The organism is Sphingopyxis sp. PET50 (assembly GCF_025244705.1).
In the GTDB taxonomy this organism is placed as follows: domain Bacteria; phylum Pseudomonadota; class Alphaproteobacteria; order Sphingomonadales; family Sphingomonadaceae; genus Sphingopyxis.
Genome location: NZ_CP104207.1, coordinates 2,641,777 through 2,664,495 on the forward strand (window position 1 = coordinate 2,641,777; position 22,719 = coordinate 2,664,495).

21 protein-coding genes and 3 pseudogenes are annotated in these 22,719 nt (G+C 67.3%); 16 read left to right on the plus strand and 8 right to left on the minus strand.

The window, feature by feature from the left end; genetic code table 11:
• Positions 1 to 51 precede the first annotated feature (51 nt).
• From N0A20_RS13870 to N0A20_RS13880, 3 genes are read left to right on the plus strand one after another with little or no spacing between them, the layout of a single operon-like run.
• Positions 52 to 1,032: an NAD-dependent epimerase/dehydratase family protein gene (locus N0A20_RS13870; RefSeq protein WP_260580943.1), complete on the plus strand. Its 981-nt coding sequence runs from the start codon at positions 52 to 54 to the stop codon at positions 1,030 to 1,032.
• Positions 1,020 to 1,700 (plus strand): glutathione S-transferase family protein, encoded by a 681-nt coding sequence (locus N0A20_RS13875; protein ID WP_260580944.1) that lies wholly within the window; start codon positions 1,020 to 1,022, stop codon positions 1,698 to 1,700. The genes N0A20_RS13870 and N0A20_RS13875 overlap by 13 nt, the downstream gene beginning before the upstream one ends.
• Positions 1,693 to 2,865, plus strand: a complete 1,173-nt coding sequence (locus N0A20_RS13880) for an aspartyl/asparaginyl beta-hydroxylase domain-containing protein (RefSeq protein WP_260580945.1) — start codon at positions 1,693 to 1,695, stop codon at positions 2,863 to 2,865. The genes N0A20_RS13875 and N0A20_RS13880 overlap by 8 nt, the downstream gene beginning before the upstream one ends.
• On the opposite strand, the gene N0A20_RS13885 is transcribed toward N0A20_RS13880, so the two are convergent.
• Positions 2,856 to 3,380, minus strand: a complete 525-nt coding sequence (locus tag N0A20_RS13885) for a sterol desaturase family protein (protein WP_260580946.1) — start codon at positions 3,378 to 3,380, stop codon at positions 2,856 to 2,858. The genes N0A20_RS13880 and N0A20_RS13885 overlap by 10 nt on opposite strands.
• A gap of 213 nt (positions 3,381 to 3,593) precedes the next feature.
• Between N0A20_RS13885 and leuC the strand changes: the two are divergent.
• The 5 genes and pseudogenes from leuC (at position 3,594) to N0A20_RS13910 (ending at position 7,295) form a co-directional block, all read left to right on the plus strand.
• Positions 3,594 to 5,026, plus strand: a pseudogene (gene leuC, locus N0A20_RS13890) (3-isopropylmalate dehydratase large subunit).
• Positions 5,023 to 5,613 (plus strand): 3-isopropylmalate dehydratase small subunit, encoded by a 591-nt coding sequence (gene leuD, locus N0A20_RS13895; RefSeq protein ID WP_260580947.1) that lies wholly within the window; start codon positions 5,023 to 5,025, stop codon positions 5,611 to 5,613. The pseudogene leuC and the gene leuD overlap by 4 nt, the downstream one beginning before the upstream one ends.
• Before the next feature lie 21 nt (positions 5,614 to 5,634).
• The gene (locus N0A20_RS13900) at positions 5,635 to 6,630 is read left to right on the plus strand and encodes an NADPH:quinone oxidoreductase family protein (RefSeq protein WP_260580948.1); all 996 of its coding nucleotides are present in this window, start codon (positions 5,635 to 5,637) and stop codon (positions 6,628 to 6,630) included.
• A gap of 47 nt (positions 6,631 to 6,677) precedes the next feature.
• The gene (locus N0A20_RS13905) at positions 6,678 to 6,908 is read left to right on the plus strand and encodes a DUF167 domain-containing protein (RefSeq protein WP_260580949.1); all 231 of its coding nucleotides are present in this window, start codon (positions 6,678 to 6,680) and stop codon (positions 6,906 to 6,908) included.
• 90 nt (positions 6,909 to 6,998) lie between these two features.
• A complete protein-coding gene (locus N0A20_RS13910) occupies positions 6,999 to 7,295 on the plus strand; it encodes a hypothetical protein (RefSeq protein ID WP_260580950.1) in 297 nt (98 codons plus the stop codon).
• A 22-nt stretch (positions 7,296 to 7,317) separates the two neighbouring features.
• On the opposite strand, the gene N0A20_RS13915 is transcribed toward N0A20_RS13910, so the two are convergent.
• The 3 genes from N0A20_RS13915 to sdhC are packed head-to-tail and all read right to left on the minus strand — an operon-like array spanning position 7,318 to position 10,540.
• The gene (locus tag N0A20_RS13915) at positions 7,318 to 7,959 is read right to left on the minus strand and encodes a hypothetical protein (protein WP_260580951.1); all 642 of its coding nucleotides are present in this window, start codon (positions 7,957 to 7,959) and stop codon (positions 7,318 to 7,320) included.
• Positions 7,956 to 10,166 carry a succinate dehydrogenase flavoprotein subunit gene (gene sdhA / locus N0A20_RS13920; protein WP_260580952.1) on the minus strand — a complete coding sequence of 737 codons (2,211 nt, stop codon included), beginning with the start codon at positions 10,164 to 10,166 and terminating at the stop codon, positions 7,956 to 7,958. Before sdhA ends, N0A20_RS13915 begins: the two co-directional genes overlap by 4 nt.
• Positions 10,166 to 10,540 (minus strand): succinate dehydrogenase, cytochrome b556 subunit, encoded by a 375-nt coding sequence (gene sdhC, locus N0A20_RS13925; protein WP_409574686.1) that lies wholly within the window; start codon positions 10,538 to 10,540, stop codon positions 10,166 to 10,168. Before sdhC ends, sdhA begins: the two co-directional genes overlap by 1 nt.
• Before the next feature lie 325 nt (positions 10,541 to 10,865).
• Between sdhC and N0A20_RS13930 the strand changes: the two genes are divergently transcribed.
• Together N0A20_RS13930 and N0A20_RS13935 are read left to right on the plus strand one after the other, a co-directional pair.
• Complete coding sequence (locus N0A20_RS13930) at positions 10,866 to 11,546, plus strand: hypothetical protein (protein ID WP_260580954.1); 681 nt, start codon at positions 10,866 to 10,868, stop codon at positions 11,544 to 11,546.
• A 20-nt stretch (positions 11,547 to 11,566) separates the two neighbouring features.
• Positions 11,567 to 12,430 carry a hypothetical protein gene (locus N0A20_RS13935; protein WP_260580955.1) on the plus strand — a complete coding sequence of 288 codons (864 nt, stop codon included), beginning with the start codon at positions 11,567 to 11,569 and terminating at the stop codon, positions 12,428 to 12,430.
• A 37-nt stretch (positions 12,431 to 12,467) separates the two neighbouring features.
• Here N0A20_RS13935 and N0A20_RS13940 read toward each other — a convergent pair whose 3' ends face one another.
• Positions 12,468 to 12,713, minus strand: a complete 246-nt coding sequence (locus N0A20_RS13940; protein WP_260580956.1) for a hypothetical protein — start codon at positions 12,711 to 12,713, stop codon at positions 12,468 to 12,470.
• A 22-nt stretch (positions 12,714 to 12,735) separates the two neighbouring features.
• Positions 12,736 to 13,851 carry an alanine dehydrogenase gene (ald, locus tag N0A20_RS13945; protein WP_260580957.1) on the minus strand — a complete coding sequence of 372 codons (1,116 nt, stop codon included), beginning with the start codon at positions 13,849 to 13,851 and terminating at the stop codon, positions 12,736 to 12,738.
• A 161-nt stretch (positions 13,852 to 14,012) separates the two neighbouring features.
• Here ald and N0A20_RS13950 point away from each other — a divergent pair, with 161 nt between their 5' ends.
• The 6 genes and pseudogenes from N0A20_RS13950 (at position 14,013) to N0A20_RS13975 (ending at position 19,733) form a co-directional block, all read left to right on the plus strand.
• Positions 14,013 to 14,483 carry an Lrp/AsnC family transcriptional regulator gene (locus tag N0A20_RS13950; RefSeq protein ID WP_260580958.1) on the plus strand — a complete coding sequence of 157 codons (471 nt, stop codon included), beginning with the start codon at positions 14,013 to 14,015 and terminating at the stop codon, positions 14,481 to 14,483.
• Positions 14,484 to 14,754: 271 nt separating this feature from the next.
• Positions 14,755 to 16,093: pseudogene (locus N0A20_RS13955) on the plus strand (methyl-accepting chemotaxis protein); the annotation flags it as partial.
• A 136-nt stretch (positions 16,094 to 16,229) separates the two neighbouring features.
• Positions 16,230 to 16,922, plus strand: a complete 693-nt coding sequence (locus tag N0A20_RS13960; protein WP_260580959.1) for an SDR family NAD(P)-dependent oxidoreductase — start codon at positions 16,230 to 16,232, stop codon at positions 16,920 to 16,922.
• A gap of 103 nt (positions 16,923 to 17,025) precedes the next feature.
• The gene (gene bla, locus N0A20_RS13965; RefSeq protein ID WP_260580960.1) at positions 17,026 to 17,901 is read left to right on the plus strand and encodes a subclass B3 metallo-beta-lactamase; all 876 of its coding nucleotides are present in this window, start codon (positions 17,026 to 17,028) and stop codon (positions 17,899 to 17,901) included.
• Positions 17,898 to 18,870, plus strand: a pseudogene (locus N0A20_RS13970) (50S ribosomal protein L11 methyltransferase). The gene bla and the pseudogene N0A20_RS13970 overlap by 4 nt, the downstream one beginning before the upstream one ends.
• 56 nt (positions 18,871 to 18,926) lie before the next feature.
• A complete protein-coding gene (locus N0A20_RS13975) occupies positions 18,927 to 19,733 on the plus strand; it encodes a hypothetical protein (RefSeq protein ID WP_260580962.1) in 807 nt (268 codons plus the stop codon).
• A gap of 3 nt (positions 19,734 to 19,736) precedes the next feature.
• Here the strand turns inward: N0A20_RS13975 and phhA are convergent, their stop codons facing one another.
• The gene (phhA, locus tag N0A20_RS13980) at positions 19,737 to 20,609 is read right to left on the minus strand and encodes a phenylalanine 4-monooxygenase (protein WP_260580963.1); all 873 of its coding nucleotides are present in this window, start codon (positions 20,607 to 20,609) and stop codon (positions 19,737 to 19,739) included.
• An 83-nt stretch (positions 20,610 to 20,692) separates the two neighbouring features.
• Positions 20,693 to 22,705: a TonB-dependent receptor domain-containing protein gene (locus N0A20_RS13985; protein WP_260580964.1), complete on the minus strand. Its 2,013-nt coding sequence runs from the start codon at positions 22,703 to 22,705 to the stop codon at positions 20,693 to 20,695.
• Between the last annotated feature and the right edge of the window lie 14 nt (positions 22,706 to 22,719).

The window sequence follows — 22,719 nt, forward strand, 5'->3', positions numbered from 1 at the left end:
ACGGCCGCCTGTGTATCAAACGCGCGTTTCCGGTCGGGAGGAGTATCGTCGATGCGCGTGCTGCTGACCGGATCGTCGGGCTGGCTCGGCCGCCACCTTGCGCCGCTGCTGGCCGGAAACGGCCATGCGGTCACCGGTCTCGACGTCGTTCCGGGCGCCGACACCGACATCGTCGGAACCGTCGCCGACCGCGCGCTGGTCGACCGCGTCTTTGCCGAACGGGGCATCGAGGCCGTCATCCATGGCGGCGCGCTGCACAAGCCCGATATCATGCGTTATCCGCGCCAGACCTTCGTCGATGTCAATGTCACGGGCACGCTGAACCTGATCGAGGCGGCGGTCGCGGCGGGCAACGACCGTTTCCTGTTCACCTCGACCACGTCGCTGATGGTGCGCGCCGATGTCCGCGCGGACGCGGGCGAAGCGGGCGCCTGGTGGATGGACGAGGACTTCGGGCCGATCGAGCCGCGCAACATCTATGGCATCACCAAGCTCGCCGCCGAGCAGGCGTGCCGCCTCGTCCACCGCGAGCATGGCATCCATGTCGCGATCCTGCGCACCGGACGCTTCTTTCCCGAGGACGACGACACGCATGCGACCCCGAGCGGGCCGAATTTGAAGGCCAACGAGCTGCTCCATCGCCGCCTGACGGTCGAGGATGCCGCCGCGGCGCATCTCGCCGCACTGGAGGCCGCGCCGCAGATCGGTTGCGATACCTTTATCCTCTCGGCGCCGCCGCCCTTCGCGCGCGAGGATGCCGAAGAACTGGCCCGCGACGCGCGCGCGGTGATCGCGCGGCATCATCCCGATGCCGCGGACCTCTATGCCGCCGCCGGCTGGGTGCTGCCGGAGACCATCGACCGCGCCTACGACCCGTCGCGCGCCGAATGCCGCTTCGGCTGGCGCGCGGCGACCGGCTTCGGTTCAGTGCTCGCGGCGCTCCGCGACGGCACGGCGCTGCCCTTCGCGCACGACCCCGATTACACCTCCCCCATCGTCGCTCGTCAGGATCGCGAAGCATGTATGTGTTGATCACCGCCAACCGCAATTATTCGAGCTGGTCGCTGCGCCCGTGGGTGCTGATGCGCGGGCTGGACATCGCGTTCGAGGATCGCATCGAACCCTTCACGCGGCCGGTCAATTACGACGCCTTCCGCAGCTTCTCGCCGACCGGGCAGGTGCCCGCGCTGCTCCATGACGGGCGGACGATCCACGATTCGCTGGGCATCGCCCTCTATCTCGCCGACCGGCACGAGGGCGTATGGCCGGCCCACCCCGATGCGCGCGCCTGGGCGCAATGCGCGGCGGCCGAGATGCACAGCGGCTTCGCGGCGCTGCGGGGCGACTGCACGATGAACGTCGGGGTGCGGGTAACGCCCAAGCCGATGTCGGCGGCGCTCACCGCCAATGTCGCGCGCATCCGCGAATTGTTCGAGGAGGGGCTGGCGCGTTTTGGCGGACCATGGCTGGCAGGATCCGATTTCTCGGCCGTCGACGCCTTTTTCGCCCCGGTCGCCTTCCGGATCCGGACCTATGGCCTCGACGTCGGGGCCGGACAGGCTTGGGTCGGCCATATGCTCGCGCATCCCGCAATGCGCGACTGGGAGGAGCAGGCGCTCGCCGAGAGCTGGCGCGAGGAGAGCCATGAGGAAGAGCTTGCGACCGCCGGCGTCGTCGTCGCGGACTACCGTCATGGGTGAGGCGACACTAACCGTCGCCGAAGCGACGAAACTGGCGCAGGAAGGCGGCGCGGCGCTGCAGCGCGGCGACGCCGAAGCGGCGCGGACCGCATTGCGCCCGGTCGCCGACGCCGGACTCGCCAATGCGCAGATCTGGCTGATGCTGGGCGAGGCGTACCGCCTGACCGGCGACCATGCCGGGCAGGAAGAAGCGGCCGACGCCGTGCTCGATCGGGACGCGCGCGCGCTGCGCGCGATCGTGTGGAAAGGCGACTGCCGCCGCGCCGCGGGCGACCGCCGCGCCGCCGCCAGCTGGTACGTCAACGCGATCCGCCTCGCCGAAGCCATGGGGCCGCTGCCGCCGTCGCTGCAGATGCTCGTTGCCGCGGCCGAAGCGGCGCGCGCCGAGCTCGACGCCGAATTCGGCGCCGCGCTCGAGGCCGGGCTGGCCGAACGCGGCCTGCCTCCGGGCGTGCGCAGCCCCGCCTTTGCCCGGTCGATCGCGATCGTGCGCGGGGATGAGCGGGTCGATATGGAGTTGCAGAGGCCATCGAGCTTCTACTTTCCAGGCTTGCCGCAGCGGGCCTTCTACGAACGCGACCAATTCGCCTGGGCGCCCGCGGTCGAGGCCGCGACAGCGGCGATCCGCGCCGAGCTGACGGCGGCGCTCGACGATCCGGGCCTGTTCAAGCCCTATCTGACCCATGCACCGGACCGCCCCCGCGTCGATTTCGACGGGATGCACGATAATCCCCAATGGTCGGCGCTGCACCTGATCGAAAACGGCGCGCCGATCCCCGAAATGACCGCGCGTTTTCCCGAAACGCTCGCGGCGCTCGACACAGCTCCCTTGTGCCGCATCTCGGTGCGGTCGCCCTCGATCATGTTTTCGCTGCTCCAGCCCGGCGCGCGCATTGCACCGCACCACGGCATGATCAACGCGCGGCTGATCTGCCACCTGCCGCTGGTCGTTCCGGGCGCCGGGGCGTTGCAGGTAGCCGACGAAGCGCGGCAATGGGAGGAAGGCAAGCTGCTGATCTTCGACGATTCGGTGCAGCACGAGGCGTGGAACGACGCCGACAGCGATCGGATCGTGCTGATCTTCGACGTCTGGCGCCCCGAACTCAGCGAGGCCGACCGCCGCGGGGTCGCGGCCCTGTTCGAGACGGTCGATGCCTATCGCTGATCGGTGAGCGCGTCGCGGACCACCGCGATCCCCGCCTCCCGCTGCGCCTTGAGTTCGGCCTTCAGCTTCGCGGGATCGCGCGCGAAGACGAAGCCGAAGCTGACCCCGCCCTCCTTGCCGATCGTCGCATGGTGGAGCTTGTGCGCCTGCACCAGCCGCTTCGCATAGCCGCGCCGCGGCACCCAGCGGAAATAGCGCTGGTGGACCAGCCCGTCGTGGACCAGCGTATAGATGATGCCGTAGAAGAGCACGCCGAGGCCGATCCACGTCCCCGGCTCCCACGCCGATGCGCCCGCGATCATCGGGCTGCCAAGCGCGAACATCGAAATGCTGAGCGCGGCGCCGAAGAGCGCGAACAGGTCGTTCCTTTCGAGCAGATGCCCGTGTGGTTCGTGATGGTCGCGGTGCCAGGCCCAGCCGAAACCGTGCATGATATATTTGTGGCTGGCCCAGGCGACGCCCTCCATCGCCACGACGGTGGCGAGGACAAGCGCTATTATGGCGAGCGGCGACATGGCGCCAATATAGGCGCTTTGGCGTCGCGATGCACCACCCCCTTCGTCATGCCGGACTGGATCCGGCATCCCGCTACTTTGCCGCGCCGGAAGAGCGGACCCCGGATCAAGTCCGGGGTGACGAAGAAAATGGAAGGAAAGCGTGCGACCGAAAATTGCGTTTTCGAACGCCACTCGCTTGCATTGTTATGCGGGCGGCTTAAGTGAACCCGCATGACTCGGCCCCGCACCCTCTATGAGAAAATCTGGGACGCGCATGTCGTCGAACAGCGCCCCGACGGCACCTGCCTGATCTTCATCGACCGCCACCTCGTCCATGAAGTCACCAGCCCGCAGGCCTTCGCCGGGCTTCGCGCGAGCGGGCGCAAGGTGCGCCGCCCCGACCTGACGCTGGCGGTACCCGACCATAATCTGCCGACAACGGCGCGGAGGGATATGGCGGGCCACAGGCTGCCGATCGCCGACCCCGAAAGCGCGGCGCAATTGGCGGCGCTCGAAAAGAACGCCCCCGAATATGGCATCCGCTACATCGACGCGGTGGCGCCCGAGCAGGGGATCGTCCATGTCGTCGGGCCCGAGCAGGGCTTCTCGCTGCCCGGCACGACGATCGTCTGCGGCGACAGCCACACCGCGTGCCACGGCGGTATCGGTGCGCTCGCCTTCGGCATCGGGACGAGCGAGGTCGAGCATGTGCTCGCGACGCAGACCTTGCTGCTCCAGCCGTCGAAAACGATGGAAGTGCGTGTCGAGGGCGATGTCGGGCCGGGCGTGTCGGCGAAAGACATCATCCTTCACATCACCGGCACGATCGGCGCCGCGGGCGGCACCGGCCATGTCATCGAATATACGGGCAGCGCGATCCGCGCGCTGTCGATCGAGGGCCTAGCTGACGATCAGCAACATGGCGATCGAGGGCGGCGCGCGCGCCGGGCTGATCGCCCCCGACGAGACGACCTTCGCCTACCTCAAGGGCCGCCCCTACGCGCCGAAGGGAGCCGATTGGGACGCGGCGGTTGCCTGGTGGAAGAGCCTTGCGACTGATCCCGGCGCGGCGTACGACAAGGTCGTCGTGATCGACGCCGCCGACATCGCACCGAGCGTGACTTGGGGCACCAGCCCCGAGGATGTCGTGCCGATCACCGGCGTCGTTCCCGATCCCGCCAGCTTCGCCGATCCGTCGAAGCAGGCCGCGGCGGCAAAATCGCTCGCCTATATGGGCCTCGAACCGGGAACGCGGATGCAGGACGTCCCGGTGGAAAATATCTTCATCGGCAGTTGCACCAACAGCCGCATCGAGGACATGCGCGCCGCCGCCGCGATCGTGAAGGGCCGCAAGAAGGCCGATAATGTCCGCTGGGCGATCGTCGTCCCCGGATCGGGCCTCGTGAAGGCGCAGGCAGAAGCGGAGGGGCTCGACCGCATCTTTACCGACGCCGGGCTCGAGTGGCGCGAGCCGGGCTGTTCGGCCTGCCTTGCGATGAACCCCGACAAGGTGCCGAGCGGGCGAACGTTGCGCGTCGACGAGCAACCGCAATTTCGTCGGCCGCCAGGGCCCCGGCAGCCGCACGCACCTCGTCAGCCCCGCGATGGCGGCGGCGGCGGCGGTGACCGGCAAGCTGACCGATGTGCGGGAGTTGATGGCATGACCCCGTTGAACCAGGTCGAGGGCCGCGCAATTCCGCTGGGGCTCAAGAATGTCGACACCGACGTCATCATTCCCGCGCACTGGCTGAAGACCACCAGCCGCGAGGGCATGGGCAAGGGCGCGTTCGAGACGCTGCGCGCCGATCCCGGCAACCTGTTCGACAATCCGCCCTTTCAAGGCGCACCGATCCTGATCGCGGGGGATAATTTCGGCTGCGGGTCGAGCCGCGAACATGCCGCCTGGGCATTGGGCGATCTCGGCATCCGCGTCGTGATCGCGCCCAGCTATTCGGACATTTTCTCGGGCAATGCGGTGAAGAACGGCATCTTGCCCGTCGTGTTGCCGCAGGCGGCGATCGACCGGCTGATGGAGGTCGCCGCGACCGACCCGATCCATGTCGACCTGGAAAACCAGACGGTGACGACGATGTTCCAGGATCGTTTCGCCTTCGAGATCGACCCGTTCCGCAAGATGTGCCTGCTCGAGGGGCTCGACGAGATTTCGCTGACCGAAAAGAGCGACGCCGCGATCGGCGCCTATGAAGAAAGACTGGCGCAGGACCGCCCCTGGCTGCAACCCGCGCTTTGACACCCGTGTGAGGAGAAGATGATGAAGGCTCTCTTGTCGACCGCCACCGGCGGCCCCGAAACGCTTGTCGTCGGCGAACTGCCGCGCCCCACCGCCGGCGCCGGGCAGATCGTGATCGACGTGAAGGCGTGCGCGGTCAACTTCCCCGACGTGCTGATCATCGAGGACAAATATCAGTTCAAGCCCGAACGCCCCTTCGCCCCCGGCGGCGAGGTCGCGGGGCTGGTCGCCGAAGTCGGCGAGGGCGTGACCGATTTCAAGGTCGGCGACCGGGTCATCGCGGGATGCGGCAACGGCGGCATGGCCGAGGCGATCGCGGTTTCGGTGCACAATGCCTATCACCTGCCCGAGGGGCATGACTTCGCCGAAGGAGCCTCCCTGCTGATGACCTATGGCACCAGCATCCATGCGCTGGTCGATCGCGGGCATATCAAGGAGGGCGACACCTTGCTCGTGCTCGGCGCGTCGGGGGGCGTGGGGATCGCCGCGGTCGAGCTGGGCAAGGCGTTCGGCGCGCGGGTCGTCGCGGGCGTGTCGAGCGAGGAGAAGGGAGAAATCGCACGGGCTGCCGGTGCCGACGAGGTCGTCGTCTACGGCCGCCAGCCGTTCGACAAGGACCAGTCGAAGGCGCTCGCCGACAAGTTCAAGGCGGCCGTCGGCCCGAACGGCGCCAATGTCATCTATGACGCCGTCGGCGGCGATTATGCCGAACCCGCGCTGCGCTCGATCGCCTGGGAGGGGCGCTACCTTGTCGTCGGTTTTCCCGCGGGCATCCCGCGCCTGCCGCTCAACCTGACGCTGCTCAAGAGCTGCGACGTCGCGGGCGTCTTCTGGGGCGCCTTCACGATGCGCGAGCCCGCGCGCAACCGCGCCAATATCGCGCGGCTGTTCGCGCTGTGGGAGCAGGGCAGGATCAAGCCGCGCGTCACCGAAAGCTTCGCGCTGGCCGACGGCGGCAAGGCGATCGCCAAGCTCGGCGACCGCAGCGCGGTCGGCAAGCTGGTGATCACGATCTGAAATACCGGCCCGATCCCGAACTGACCGCGGCGCTGCACGCGCTCGCGGTGCCGACCGGGCGGCTGGTGGTCCGCGTGACCCCCGGAGCGCGCCGCGATGCGGTGTCGATCGAGGACGAGGTGGTGCAGCTGCGCGTCACCGCGCCGCCCGCCGATGGCGCCGCCAACGATGCGGTGCTGAAGCTGCTCGCCGCCGCGCTGGACCGGCCGCGCCGCGACCTGACGCTGCTCCGCGGCGCCACCGCGCGTATCAAGCTGATCGGAATTGCGACGAGTTGAGTGCCCTGCGAGGACCGGGTTAACCCTTTGTCAGGAGCTGCACCCTAATGTGCGAGGGGATAAAACAGCGTTTTGCGCAGGGTAGCTATGATGGCAACGCGCCGACCGATCATCGACGAACCGAACGCGAGCCTCGCGAATATCTCACGCACCCGCCGTGCGCAGCTCGTCGCCGAGTTCGAGGGCGATCTGGGCATCGACTATAAGGCGCGCGCCAAGGCGATCGCGGATGCCCGCCGCTGGCAGATCATCAAGACGATCATCGTGTGGACGATCGCCCTGATGTTCTTCCTGATCGCGTGCCAGAAATTGTGGATCATGGGCCAGGACGTCGACCGGCCCTTTACCGACCTCAATCCGATGCACGATCTGTTTGGCGGCGAGTAGACGCTAGCGGCAGGCGCGATGGCTATTCGCCGTCGAATTCCAGCGGATGATCGGGGGCGATCCTGACCCGGTATTTTTCCGGAACATAGGATCGCGACAGAGAATCGTCGGCGAACATGGCGGAATCGGGCGTGGTCCGGTCGACATGTACGGCCCAGTTGCGCAGTACCCAGGCCTCCGGCTGTCCGGGGCGGGTAAATTCTGTGCGGACCAGAATCCCGTCGCGATCGACCCAATAGGTGCGATCGGCATCGGAGTTCAGCGAAACGATATCCAGCTGCCCGTAACCGCTTTCCGCCTTGCCAACATATTTCATGCCGGCGACCATATTGGTGTCGATACCGCAGGCGGAGTTGGCGACTTCACGCCCCGTCCGGACCTCGCCGGTCGGCAGGTGCAGATGACGTCCGGTCATCGCCGCGCAGTCCGCCACGACACGATTCCACGGCGTCTCGACGCGATGGCGCGAGCCGCTATGAAACTCGGCGGTCCAGCCATCGACGATGTCGCTCTGGTCGGGGTTGATCACCGTCCAGACGAACAGCGAATAGTCGGTGGTCGGCGCCTTGGTGCGGGCAATGACCGCCTCGGCGCTCGAGTCAGCCGCGGACGCTCCGCAACCAAAAAGGAGAACGGCCGCGAGCCAGACGCCCACGAGCTTCAATAAACGCGCGCCTTCGGCTTGATATAGTCCGCATCGTCGGTCAGCGTATATTCGTGGACCGGGCGGTAATCGAGACGGACGCCGCCGCCCTTTCCGCCCCAGCCGTCGAACCAGGCGACGGTGTGTTTCATCCAGTTCGCATCGTCGCGGTTCGGGAAATCCTCGTGCGCGTGTGCGCCGCGGCTCTCCTTGCGGTTGTGCGCGCCGTGGATGGTGACGGTCGCCTGCGCGATCAGATTGTCAAGCTCGAGCGTTTCGATGAGGTCGGTGTTCCAGATCAGCGAACGGTCGCTGACGTGAACGTCCCGCATCCGCGCATAGACCTTGGCGAGCTCCTCCTTGCCCTCCGCCAGCACCTCGTCGGTGCGGAACACCGCGCAATGCGCCTGCATCGTGTGCTGCATCGCGGTGCGGATTTCCGACGTCGGGCTACCGCCGCCGGCGTTGCGGTAATGGTCGAGGCGGCCGAGCGCGAAATCGGCGCTGTCGGCGGGCAGCGGTGCATGCGGCGCGTCGGCCGTGACGATCTCCTTGAGCCGGTGGCCCGCCGCACGGCCAAAGACGACCAGGTCGATCAGCGAGTTGGAGCCCAGGCGGTTCGCGCCATGCACCGACACGCACGCCGCCTCGCCGACCGCGAACAGGCCGGGGACGATGCTATCGGGATTGCCGTCGGCGCCGAGCGTCACGACCTCGCCATGATAGTTGGTCGGAATGCCGCCCATATTATAGTGCACCGTCGGACAGACCGGCAGCGGCTCGCGGGTCAGGTCGACGCCCGCGAAAATCTTGCCGCTTTCGGTGATGCCCGGCAGACGCTCGGCGAGAATCTTGGGATCAAGATGGTCGAGATGCAGATGGATATAGTCCTTGTTCGGACCGACACCGCGGCCTTCGCGCATTTCCATCGCCATCGAACGCGACACGACGTCGCGGCTGGCGAGATCCTTCGCGCTGGGGGCATAGCGTTCCATGAAACGCTCGCCCTCGCTGTTGGTGAGATAACCGCCCTCGCCGCGCGCGCCCTCGGTGATGAGGACGCCCGCGCCATAGATGCCGGTGGGGTGGAACTGGACGAATTCCATGTCCTGCAGCGGCAGGTCGGCGCGCAGCACCATGCCGCCGCCGTCGCCGGTGCAGGTATGCGCGCCGGTGCAGGTGAAATAGGCGCGGCCATAGCCGCCCGTCGCCAGCACCACCGCATGCGCGCGGAAACGGTGGATACTGCCGTCCTCCATGCATAGCGCGATCACGCCGCGGCAGGCACCGTCTTCCATGATCAGGTCGATGGCGAAATATTCGACGAAGAAATCGGCGTCATATTTCAGCGACTGCTGATAGAGCGCGTGGAGCATCGCGTGGCCGGTGCGGTCGGCGGCGGCGCAGGTGCGCTGCGCCGGCGGGCCTTCGCCCATATTCTGCATCATGCCGCCGAACGGGCGCTGATAGATTTTCCCTTCGGTCGTGCGCGAAAAGGGCATGCCGGCATGTTCGAGTTCGTAGACCGCGTTGGGCGCCTCGCGCACCAGATATTCGATCGCGTCCTGGTCGCCGAGCCAGTCCGACCCCTTGACCGTGTCGAACATATGCCAGGTCCAGTGATCCGGACCCATGTTGCCCAGCGAGGCGGCGATGCCCCCCTGCGCCGCGACGGTGTGGCTGCGCGTCGGGAACACCTTGGTGATGCAGGCGGTTTTCAGCCCCGCCTCGGCGCTGCCCATGGTCGCGCGCAGGCCCGAGCCGCCGGCGCCGACGACGACGGTGTCGTACACATGGTCGATGATCTTGTAGGCTTCGGTCATGTCACATGCCCCCGGGCCGAGCGCCACGGGCGCCAATGCGATGCGGGCGATGGTGAAGATGCCGAAGGCCGCGCCGCCGATCGCATAGAAATTCAGCAGGACGAGCGCGAGCAGGCGCGGCGCCTCGCCATGGACATAGTCCTCGATCAGCACCTGCAGCCCGAGGCGCAGGTGGACGAAGATGCTGACGACGAGCAGGATCAGCGCGAGCGCGACCATCGGTTGCGACATCCAGCGCGACACCGCCGCATGGTTGCCGAGCGGCAGGCGGATCAGCGAGAAGAGAAGGAAGCCGACGAGCAGCAGATTGCCGAGCGCGGTCAGCCTTTGCTGCAGCCAGTGGTGCGAGCCGTGCTGGGCCGAACCGAGGCCCCGGACCCTGCCGAGTTGCGTGCCGTTGCCCATCAGAATGCCCCCGCCAGGATGTAGATCCAGGTCGCCGCAGTCGCGAGCACCCCGCCCGCGATCACCACCGCGGCCCACAGCTTGTTGGTCTTGAGCTCATAACCCGCGCCCGCGTCGAGCACGAAGTGGCGCAGGCCCGAGAAGAGATGCTGGAAAAAGGCCCAGGTCAGCCCGATCAGCACGATCTTGCCGAGGATGTTGGTGATCTGATGGAACAGGGTGATGTCGGGGCTGGGATCGTGCCAGACGCAGGCGACAAAGGCCGCATAGGCATCCGGCCCCGCGGCGACGGCGTAAAGCCACCACAGGAACAGGCTCGCGCCGACGATCGCCAATCCATCCCCGCTTGCGCGGTGGAGGATCGAGACCGTCATCGCGGGCCCCCATTTATAAACCTGCAAATGTGGCGCGCGCGGTCGCCCGCTCGTTTCCTTGCCAGCCATATCAGCCCCGCTTTTCTGACTCTGATCGGTCGATGGGGGCGGGTTAAGCCTTCCCGCCGCGATATGCAATTGCTTAGGGCGCCGATTACAAGAATTTGCACCGGCCCAAATCACCCCGATGCGATATTCGGCAGGACTTGCCGTGACGGCACATATGGCTATGCGGTCAATAGGTTGAGATTCAGGGGGGAAAGAGAGATGATATCCACGACCGCTTTCCGTCGCGTGCTTCTGGCCGCGGCCATGTTGTTGACCAGTGCCGAGCGCAACCGCGGCACCCGACCGCTTCGACACCGACGCGGAAAGCGATGTCGTCGCAGCAAAAGGCGCCGACCGCACCGGCGAAGCGCTGTGGCCGGTGCCGCCGCGCCAGCAATGGGGGCAGGTGATCTCGCAGGATGGCAAGAATATCTGGAAGGATGCGGTCTTTACCGACCCGGAAGGCCGATGGCAGATTCTTTTTCCCGCGACGATGACCGAACAGTTCGGCGATGTACTGAGCCGGTCGCGCATGTTCCGCTATCCCGGCCAGCCGCACATCACCTGCAGCACGACGATCATCGGTCGACAATTCGACGACCTGGGTGATGACGCGGCGGTGCTGGCCCCCGCGACGCTGGCGAGCCGACGCGACGCCATCGTTGAAAAGGTTCGCGACCCCGCCGCACCCGCCGCCAATATCCGGATGGTGGAACTCGCCGGTCCCAAGGGCGCCGCCGGGCAGCCGGTTCAGGCGATCATGTTCGATCAGAAGGGCAAGCTGCTCGAACCGCTCGGCGTCGATCGCGAGGTCGTTGCCCGCACGCTGGTGGCGACCGACGACGACGACCTGCTCGTCGTGAGTTGCACCGCCCACCCCGGCCAGAAGGGCTGGGTCGAAAAACACACGCCGCAGGCGCTGCGCCTGACGACCCTCGCGCGCGAGGTGCGCCGATGAGCGCCGCAGGCAAGATCGGCGTGCTGATCGGCGGCGCCTGCGCCGCGTTGACGGCGGCCTTGCCATCGCCCGCCGCTGCGCAGGCGATCACGATGAAGGAACGCGTTGTCCTGGGTAGCTTCAACATGTGCTGGGAGGGCGAGGAAGGAAAGAATCTGACGGCGGACCTGCGCGAAAACGGCTTCACGCTCGCACCGCAGGCCACCAACAACCTCTATTTCCGGCAGGAAGGCGACACTACGCTGCTTTTCGGCTTTTACTTCGGCAAGGACAAGCTGGGCCGGTCGGAGGCTTATTGTGCGGTGACGGCGCTCAAGCCGCAAATCGTCTCGCCCTGGACGCCCAAAGGGGCGATTCTTCCCGCCTTTGACCAGTTGCTCGACCGGATTATCGCCAGTGCGGCAACGATGGGGCCGGGCTATCGCACCATTCAGGTCCGCCAGCCGATCGCCGACCAGCCCGGGATGCGCCGCACCCTGTTGCATGCCAATGATGGCACCCACGGGCGGATCATCTTCATCGACGAAAGCCCGACGTTTTACGAATTCGGCTATTACAACGCCCATGCCTCGATCATCAAGGATCCGGACATGTGGAAGGATCTGGTTCAGCCCGCGACGCGCAACGCGAAACAGATGATGGTCGACGACAAATGGGAAGCCGCCTTCTGCAGCCTCAACCCCCACAATTGCCTGACGAAGGAACAGCAGCGACAACAGGAAATCGCCGCAGCGCAGGCCCGACAGCGGAGTAGTGGCAGCACCACCCTACCCTTCAGCGGCATCGGCGGCATCAGGTCGGGTGATAACCGCAGCAACCAGCAGCGGCTGAACGACAAGGCCTGGTGGGAAAATTACCACCGCTGCGGCCGGGGGAAGTGCTGAGCAACCTCTCGCTGTCAGCCGGAGGGCGCGGATGGCATTATTTCAGTTTTCCGCGGTTGGCGTAGAGCAGCGCCGCCAACACCGCGGCCGAACCGATACCGATCCCGGCGGCCGTGGCGGCGGTCTTCCAGCCCTTTTTCCTGCCTGCACCCTCGCCCTTGTCGGCGGCCTCGGTCGCTTCGGCGGCTTCCTTTTGCGCCTGCAATTCGCGCGCGGCGCGCAGCACCTCGTTTTCGGTCTCTTCGCCGGTGCCAGTGTCGGGAAGGTCTTTCTCGTTGCTCATCGTCTCTCTTGGGTCCTTGTCCTCAGGCGAGCGCCTGTTCGACAGGCACATAATCGGTTCCGACCGCTTCCGCTACGGCTTCGAACGTCACCTTGCCATCCCATACGTTCAATCCGTGCAAAAGATGCACGTCGCGCTTCAGCGCCTCCTTCCACCCGAGGTCGGCGATGCGCAGCGCGTGCGGCAGGGTGACGTTGTTGAGCGCATAGGTGCTGGTGCGCGCGACCGCGCCCGGCATGTTCGCGACCGCATAATGGACGATGCCGTCGACGACATAGGTCGGATCGGCGTGCGTCGTCGCGTGGCTGGTCTCGAAACAGCCGCCCTGGTCGATCGCGACATCGACGAGCACCGAACCGGGGCGCATCGTGCCGAGCATGTCGCGCGTGACGAGCTTGGGCGCCTCGGCGCCGGGGATCAGCACGGCGCCGATGACGAGGTCGGCCTCCGCCATGCATTCGGCGAGGTTGGCGCGGTTCGAGAAGCGCGTCTTGGCGCGCGCCTCGAAGAAGGTGCCGACGCGTTCGAGCACTTCGGGATCGCGGTCGAGGATGGTGACGTCGGCGCCGAGGCCCGCCGCCATCTGCGCCGCGTTGAAGCCGACGACGCCGCCGCCGATCACGCAGACCTTGCCCGGCGCGACGCCGGGGACGCCGCCGAGCAGCACGCCGCGGCCGCCATGCGCCTTTTCGAGCGCGGTCGCACCGGCCTGGATCGACATGCGGCCCGCGACCTGGCTCATCGGCTTCAGGAGCGGCAGCCCGCCGTGCGAGCTGGTGACGGTTTCATAGGCGATGCACACCGCGCCCGACGCCATCAGGTCGCGCGTCTGGTCGGGGTCGGGGGCGAGGTGGAGATAGGTGTAGAGGATCTGGCCCGGGCGCAGCATCGCGCGCTCGACCGCCTGTGGTTCCTTTACCTTCACCACCATGTCGCAAGTCGCGAAAATTTCCTCGGCGGTGGCGACGATCTCCGCCCCCGCCTCGACATAGAAACGGTCGTCGGCGCCGATGCCGCCGCCCGCGCCGGTCTGGACGAGGACGCGATGGCGGTGCGCGACGAGTTCGCGCGCGCTTTCGGGGGTCAGGCCGACGCGATATTCGTGGTTCTTGATTTCCTTGGGGGTGCCGATGATCATTGCCGCTCTCCATGCCAGACGCCACGGTTCCGGGCCGCTGGCGCCGCTCCTGTCATGACGCGCTCTTAGCAAAAATATCGCGCAAGGTGCTTGCGTATCGTCTTTCGATTGCCGACAATCACGCACAAATATCGCGTATCATGGACGAATGACGCAGGATTATGGATCGTATCGACATAAAGCTGCTCGACTTGCTGCAACGCGAGGGACCGCGCCCCGCCGCCGAACTGGGCGAGAAGGTCGGGCTGTCCGCATCGGCCTGCCATCGCCGCATTCGCGCGCTCGAGGCGGAAGGGGTCATCGCCGGCTATGCCGCGCGGCTTTCTCCCGAAAGGATCGGGCTCGGCCTCGATGTGTTCGTCGATATCAGCCTTCATTCGCAGAGCGAGGAGGCGCTGACGGCGTTCGAGAGCGCCGTGAAGAGTTTCGACGAGATATTGGAATGCCAGTTGCTGTCCGGCGCGTCGGACTACCGCCTGCGCGTCGCGGCGCGCAACGTCGCCGATTTCGACCGGCTGCACCGCCACTGCCTGTCGCGGTTGCCCGGCGTCGCGGCGATGCACAGCGCCTTCGCGCTCCGCACCATCAAGGCCTTCGAGGGATATCCGGTGCGTAGCGAGGACCGCAATTAATGCACGGGCGGCGCGGCGAAAAATAGGGACAGTCCCCGCTGACCGGGAAAAAGCGAGATTTCGGCACGACGCTTGCCCGTTGGGGAGGGGACTGTCCCTATTTTTCCGTCAACGGCGATGCAATCTGATCGAATTGGCCGCGATAGCCAGAAATTCGCCGCGCTGGTTAACGCCGAATTTACCCCTTCCCCACATTATTCGCTCATGATTTTCGCCGGTGACAGCGGACGGCAGCGACGCGCGCCACGAGCGAGGTGAGGGAAGCAGGATCATGGTGAAGGAAAATCCCATTCATAAGCAGCAGATCGACCCGATTTTGATGTCGGACCGCTTCCCCTTCTATGACCTCGACGGTAGGCTCGCGGCGAACGGCGCCGAAATCGCCGCGATCGTCGCGGGGCGCGAGGAAGAGATGGCGCGCGCCTATTGGGACAGTTTCAACGCGCTGACGCTGGTCGAACGCAAGGTCGAAGGCGATCTGCTCGCGAGCTATATCGCGGGCAGCGCGAAGCATATGCGTGAAAAATACGCCCATGCCGACGGCCAGGCCGCAGCGACGATCGCGTGCCAGAACACGCATATGGCGCTGCGCGTCGGGTTGCCGCTGGCGTCGGTGCTGTCGTGCATCGGCGAAAGCCAGCGCACCACCTATCGCTATGTCATCGAGGCCTGCGCGGGCGATGCCGAGCGCACGACGCGGCTGTGCGCGGCGATCAACCGGCTCGCGCTGCTCGAATTCGACATCATGGAAACCTATGCCGAAAAATTGAACCGCGCGGTGATCTCGGGCGAACGGCAGGCGCTCGCGGGCGATTTCGACCAGTCGATCGCCTCGCTGGTCCAGGACACCGACAGCGTGCGCCGCGAACTCGCCAAGCAGGCGGCCTCGGCCGACCAGGCGGCGAAGGGCATGATCGCCAAGACGAGCGAGGTCGCCGCGGCGTCCGAACAGTCGGCGATCGCGATGCGCGAGGCCGCGTCGACCGCCGCCGGGCTGATCCGCGCGATCGAGGATGCGCGCAGCGAGGTCGAGGCGTCGTCGCATGTCGCGATCCGCGCGTCCGAACAGGCGGGCGAGGCCGTCGCCATGTCGGAAGCGCTGTCGCACCATGCCGAATCGATCGAATCGATCCTGGGCCTGATCCGCGAGATCGCGGGGCAGACCAACCTTCTGGCGCTGAACGCGACGATCGAGGCGGCGCGCGCCGAGCGAATCGGGGCGCGGCTTTGCCGTCGTCGCGCAGGAGGTGAAGAGCCTCGCCAACGAGACCGCGCGCGCGACCGACGATATCGCGGGCAAGATCACCGCGATCCAGCAGGCGACGCGCGGGTCGGTCGCCGCCAACCAGTCGATCCAGCAGACGATCGTCGAGGTGCAGCAATCGGCGCAGCGCATCCGCGACGCGATGGACGCGCAGGCGCAGACGGTCACCTCGATCACCGCGGCGGTCGACGAGACCGCGCTCGCCGCCGACTCGATGTCCTCGACGATCGCCAGCATCCGCAACGATTCGGGCATGGTCGCGGGCGAGATCAGCGTGCTGAGCGAGGAATTCTCGCGCATGGGCGAGCGGCTCCAGTCGCTCGAAAAGGCGGCGAGCGAGTTCAGCCGGCATGGGTGGCGTAAGCCTCCGCTCCCCGGCGAAGGCCGGGGCCCAGATCGCGAACACGACGTTTGCCGCATAGACCCCGGCTTTCGCCGGGGAACCACTGGCGCCGCTCGGCCCGCCCCTCTAAGGCGGGGCCATGCAAACCCATATCCTGATCAGCGGCGCGAGCCGCGGCATCGGTGCCGCGATCGCCGACGCGCTCGTTTCCGGCGAGACAAAGGTCGTCGCGCTGTCGAGCATCGACGGCGACCTCGCCGATCCGGCGGCGCCGGGACGCATCTGGAACCGCGCGCTCGCGCACCTCGATGGTCGCATCGACGTGCTGGTCAACAATGCCGGCGTGTTCGAGGCGAATCCGATCGAGGCCGACGACGCCGACTGGCTGGCGAACTGGAACCGGACGCAGCAGATCAACCTGACCGCGAGCGCCCTGTTCTGCCGCCTCGCCGTGCGGCACTGGCAGGAGCGCAAGGCGGCAGGCCGTATCGTCAATATCGCGAGCCGCGCCGCCTATCGCGGCGACAGTCCGGCGCACTGGCATTATGCCGCGTCGAAGGCGGGCATGGTCGCGATGACCAAGACGATCGCCCGCGCCTATGCGAGGGAGAATATCCTCGCCTTCGCCATCTGCCCCGGTTTCACGATGACGGGCATGGCCGAGGAATATCTGGAAAGCCGCGGCGGCGACGCATTGCTCGCCGACATTCCGCTCGGGCGCGTCGCGATGCCCGAGGAAGTGGCGGAAATGGCGCGCTGGTGCGCGCTCGACGCGCCCGCGTCGATGACCGGCGCGGTGCTCGACGTGAACGGGGCCAGCTATGTCCGCTAGTCCGGTTTGCGCCCCCGCGAAGGCGGGGGCCCATCGCCTGCCGCTGAACGCCGAAACTACCGGAGATGGGTCCCCGCCTTCGCGGGGACGCGGGCTGTTCCTGATGACCGCGTTCGCAGCCTTGCTGGCCGCTTGCGCGCCGAAAGCAGCGGCCCCCATCGCCGCGCCGACCGGCAAGGACCTTGCCTCCGCCTGCGCGGGCCGCGACGGGTGGAGCGACCCCGCTCCGCCCGCGAAGATTTTCGGCAACACCTATTATGTCGGCACCTGCGGCATCACCGCGCTGCTGATCGCAAACCCCGACGGGCTGGTGCTGATCGACGGCGCGACCGCGGAGGCCGCGCCGGGCATCCTCGCCAATATCCGCGCGCTGGGGTTCGACCCCGCCAATGTCCGCTATCTGCTCGCGAGCCACGAGCATCTCGACCATGTCGGCGGGCTGAAGGCGCTGCAGGACGCGACGGGCGCCGCGGTGCTGGCGCGGCCCGAAGCGGTGGCGACGCTGACCAGCGGCGAGCCCGAGGCGATCGACCCGCAGCGCGGCGCGATCCCGCCCTTCGCCGGGGTGAAGGTCGCGCGCGTGGTGAAGGACGGCGAGGCGCTGCCGATTCGCGATCTGCGCCTGACGCCGCACGCGACGCCCGGCCACACGCCGGGCAGCACGAGCTGGACCTGGCGGTCGTGCGAGGCGGGCGATTGCCGCACCGTCGCCTATATCGACAGCCTGTCGGCGGTGTCGGCCGACGCGTACCGGTTCAGCGACCATCCCGATTATGTCGCGATGATGCGCGCGACCTTTGCCAGGGTGCCGGCGCTGCCCTGCGACCTGCTGATCACCCCGCATCCGGGCGCGAGCAATTTTTTTGCGCGGCTGGCGGGCGAGGCGCCGCTGGTCGATGCCGATGGGTGCAAGACCTATGCCGCGGCGGCGGCGAAACGGCTCGACGAGCGGCTGGCGAAGGAAGCGGCGGCGCGATGAGCTGGATCGTCTCGCTGCCCTGCACCCGCGCCGAGGCCGAGGCGCTGTCGGGCGAGATTCCCGAACTCGACGCGCTGCCCGACGCCCCCGTCGTCGTGACCCGCGAGATCGACGAGGAGGTGGGGCAATGGCAGCTCGACGCCTATGTGGACGACAAGCCGGGCGCGGCGCTGGTGCAGCTGCTGCAATCGCTGGTGCCGAGCGCCAAGGACGCCGTGCCGGTCGTCGCCGAGCTGCCCGAGGAGGATTGGGTCACGCTGTCGCAGCAGGGACTCGAGCCCGTGCGGGCGGGGCGCTTCTTCGTCCACACGAGCAGCCATGCCGACCGCGTCGCCGGCGGGCAGCACGCCCTTCCTGATCGACGCGAGCCAGGCCTTCGGCACCGGGGGGCACGACACCACCGCCGGCTGCCTGACCATGCTCGACCGGATGGCGCGGCGCGGGGTCGTGCCGCGCAACATCGCCGACATCGGCACCGGGACCGGGCTGCTCGCCTTCGCGGGGCTCGCGCTGTGGCCCCGCGCGCGGATGATCGCGTCGGACATCGACCCGGCGAGCATCTTCGTCACGCGCGACAATGCCGGGATCAACGGGGTGCCGCTCGGGCGCGGCGGCGGGCGGCTCGCGGTCGCCGTGGCGCCGGGCATCGACCATCCCGCGATCCGGCATCGTGCGCCCTATGACCTCGTCATCGCGAACATCCTCGCGGGACCGCTCATCACCCTTGCCCCCGATATCGCCAGCGTCACCGCGCCGGGCGGCCATGCGATCCTCGCTGGACTGATCGCGCGCCAGATGGAGCCGGTGCTCGCCGCCTATCGCGCGCAGGGTTTCCGCCTCGCCGCGCGCGGGGGAAGCGCCGACTGGCCGTGCCTGCTGCTCGTCAAGCGCCGCCGCTACGGCTGGCGCCGCAAACAGCGCGCGCGGCACCGCGCGGACCCGGCGGATGCGAGCTTCGGGAGCTGGTAGCTGGTAATCGCCGGGGAATTTGCTAAGCTTCCCGCGACCTTACCGGGAGAGCCGCCATGAGCCTGGCCGCCGCCATCGTCCTGCTTGCCGCCACAGCCGGCGGCGACCCCGACCCGATCGTGGTTACCGGGACCCCCGTGACCAAGGCCGAAGAACGCAAGCGCGCGGCCGAGTTCGTGCGCCGCGCCGGGGTCGCGCGGCTCGAACCCGTCGCGCGGTGGATCATGCCCGTCTGTCCGCGCACGGTCGGGGTCGATCCGGCGGTCGCGGCGATCGTCGATAACCGGATTCGCGCGGTCGCCGCGACCGCAGGCGCCAAGGTGGCGCCGGCGTCCTGCACGCCCAATATCGCGGTGATCTTCACGGGCGACGGCGACGCCCTGACGCGGGCGATATTCGCCAGGTCGCCGCGGCAGGTCGCGGCGCTGTCGCCCGGCGCGCGCGAACGCCTGATCGAGGGCAAGGGCCCGATCCGCTGGTGGTACAGCACGCGCGACGAAAGCCGCGACGGCATGCCCGCCACGACCGGGATCATACGCCAGTATAACAGCAGCATCGTCAGCACGCAGGTGGTGCGGGCGCTGCGCTCCGCCACCATCATCGTCGATGCCGAACAGGCCGACGGCACCTTGCTCGATTCGGTCGCTTCCTATGCGGCGATGGTCGCGCTCGCCGAATTGAACAGCGATCCGCCGCCGCCCGAGGATTCGATCCTGTCGCTGTTCGACGGCGAGGCGGACCGCCGCGAGCTGTCGAACAACGACACCGCGCTGCTGCGCGGCATCTATAGCCTGCCGCCCGATCGCGAGGCCTTTCAGCACCGCCGGCAACTGGTCTCGGAGGTCCGCAAGGACCGCGATTGACCCTCAGCCGCTCTTCGCGAGCGCATAATCCTGCGTGCCGCGCGTGATCACCTCGTCGCCCGGCAAGATGTCGGCGATGGCGATCGGCGGCAGCGCGGCGTTCGCGGCATAGAGCGGCGCGAAATCGGTGTTGACCGTCACGTCGAGCAATTGGCCCAGGCTGTCGATGACGAAATAATTCTGCTGGAAATCGTCGATCCGGTAATCGGTGCGCATCACGCGCGCGAGGTCGAAGCCGATGCGGTTCGGGCTGTCCGAATCGAGCGCGAAGACGCTCTCCGCATAGCTCGACACGATGCCCGCGCCGTAGATGCGCAAGGCCCCCGCCTCACGGATCAGGCCGAATTCGACCGTGTACCAATAAAGCCGGGCGAGCTGTTTGAGCGCGTCGAATTTCAGGCTGCGCAGGCCGCCCTCGCCATAGGCGACCATATAGTCGGCGAACACCGGGTCGGCGAGCATCGGGACGTGGCCGAAGACGTCGTGGAAGACGTCGGGTTCCTTGAGATAGTCGAGCTGTTCGGGCGTGCGGATGAAATTGCCCGCGGGGAAGCGGCGGTTCGCGAGATGATCGAAAAAGACGTCGTCGGGGACGAGCCCCGGCACTGCCACGACCTGCCACCCCGTCGCCGCCGTCAGCCGCGTATTGAGTTCGCGATAATCGGGGATCCCCGGCTTTTCGAGCTTGAGCACGTCGATGCCGCGGAGAAAGGCTTCCGACGCGCGGCCGGGCAGCATCGCCGACTGGCGGGCGAACAGCCGGTCCCACATCGCATGTTCGTCGGCGGTGAAGGCGTCCCAATTTTGCGAAATCGTCCAGTCGGCCGCGGCGCCCGGCGGCGGCGTTGCGTGGACGTGGGTGAAGCCATCCTTCATGACGCGGGGCCTAGCATGAAATAGTTGCAAATGAAACCGGTCCGGCGACTCCGCCGGACCGGTATGCCTATCATATCGCGGCGTCAGAAGCGCGCGCGCAAACCCGCCGACACGGCGCGGCGTTCGACGGGGTAATAGATCGCCGAGGCGGGCGTCACGGCGATCGCCGCGCTGATGTCGCCGATCGCCTTTTTGCCCGTGATGTTGCGGATGTCGACAAAGGCGTCGATGCCGTCCGCGATCCGCGCCCCGCCGGTCAGGCCGAGCAGCGCATAGCCCGGCGTACGGACCTGGTTGCGGTAATCGGCGTAGGGGCCCTCGGGAACCCATTCGAGGTTCGGCGCGATGTGCAGCGCGTCGCCGCCCAGCCGGATTTCGGCGCGGTAGACGTGGCGCGGCACGATGGGCAGGCGATTGTTCCCGAACTCGGCGTCGCTGCGGAAATGGAAGTCGCTATGGGCATAGACCTGCCTGAGCCGCAGCCAGTCGGCGGGGCGCCATTCGAGCGCCGCCTCGATTCCCTGATGCCGCGTGCGCCCGGCGTTGAAGGTCGATGCCGGGACGTCGGGGCCGACGCTATATTGCAGCATCTCGCCCCCGATGTCGGCGCGATAGAGGCTGAGGTCCCAGCTCAGCGTCCCCGCCCGGCCGCGCGTGCCGATCTCCGCCGTCCAGGCGCGCTGCGGATCGAGCGGCACGAAGGTCGCGATCTGCGCCAATTCGTTGAAGCCGGGAAATTCGACCGAGCGGCTGTAGTTGGCATAAAATTGCACATCGGCGACCGGTTCGAACAGCAGCCCGAGCTTCGGCGAGAAGGCGTCGAAATCCGCGCGGGCGATCGTGCCCTCCTGCGCGGGAGCGGCGCTGTTGAAGGCGATCGCCTGCCGCCTTTTGCCGTCGGCGTAGATGCCCCCAGCGACGAGCGTCAGCGTCTCGACCGGGGTCAGCCGCAGTTCGCCATAGAGGGTCGCGGTGCGCGCATCCTGTTCGGCGTCGAAGGTCCTGGTCCCGCGCCTGCCCGCGAGATTGACGAAACGCTTCGATGCGATGTCGCCGACCCGGATGTCGCCGCCGAGGGTCGCGGCCAGCCTGCCGCCGCCATAATCGAGGCGGAAGAAGGCGCCGCGGTCGACACTCTCCTGATCGACGACCTGGAAGATCGGGTGATAGAGCGATTTGGCGTTGACGAAGCCGCCGACGTCGAGCGTCAGTTCGCCCCAATCCAAGCGCGTCCGGCTCTGGAGCCGCAGCGAGTCGATGTCACGCGCCTGATCGCCCGCGACGCTCGCGGCGGCGGCGATCCGCGGCGTGGTCAGCGCCTCGGCCATCGTCAGCGCGCCGGGCAGTTGCTGTTCGATATGGTTGACGCTGGCATAGAAGCGCGAGCTTGCCACTTCGCTCAGCTTCAGTCCGGCATTGCCGTGGAAGCGCAGGCTGCGGCGCTCCGCATGGTCGCGGTCGCCGTCCGACCGGTCGGCGCCGATCGCGGCCCAGCCATCGACCCGGGGCCCGGCGACGCCCGCCGAAACCAGACCGCGGACGCTGTCGAAGCCGCCGGCGTCGACGCGCAGGTACACACCTTCGGCGGTGCGCCCGGTCGGGGTCACGCCGTTGACCGCGCCGCCGAGCGTGCCCGAGCCGAAGCGCAGCGCATTGGCGCCGCGCCAGACCTCCAGATGGTCGAAGAAGATCGGCTCCAGTTCCTGGAAATCGCCATTGTCGTCGGCGAGGTTGATCGGCACGCCGTCCTGAAGCAGCGTCAGCCCCCGCATGTGGAAGCCGCGCGACAGGCCCGAGCCGCGGATCGAAATCCGCACCTCCTGTCCAAAGCGCGGCTGGAGATAGACGCCGGGCGAGAAAGCCAGCGTGTCGCGCAGGGACACGATCGACTTGTCGGCATAATCCTGATGGCGGACGACATCGGCGCCGCCCGGCGTCTGGCGGGCGCGGGTTTCCGCGGCGTCGGCCATCGCCGGGGCAGTGACGATGATCGTCGCATCGCCCTCTTCGGCGTGCGCGATGGCGGGGGCGATGGCGAGGGCGAGCGAGAAGGCGAGCGCCAGCAGCGGCGCCGCCCGGTGGGTACGGCTGGTCATGATAGGTCCTTCGC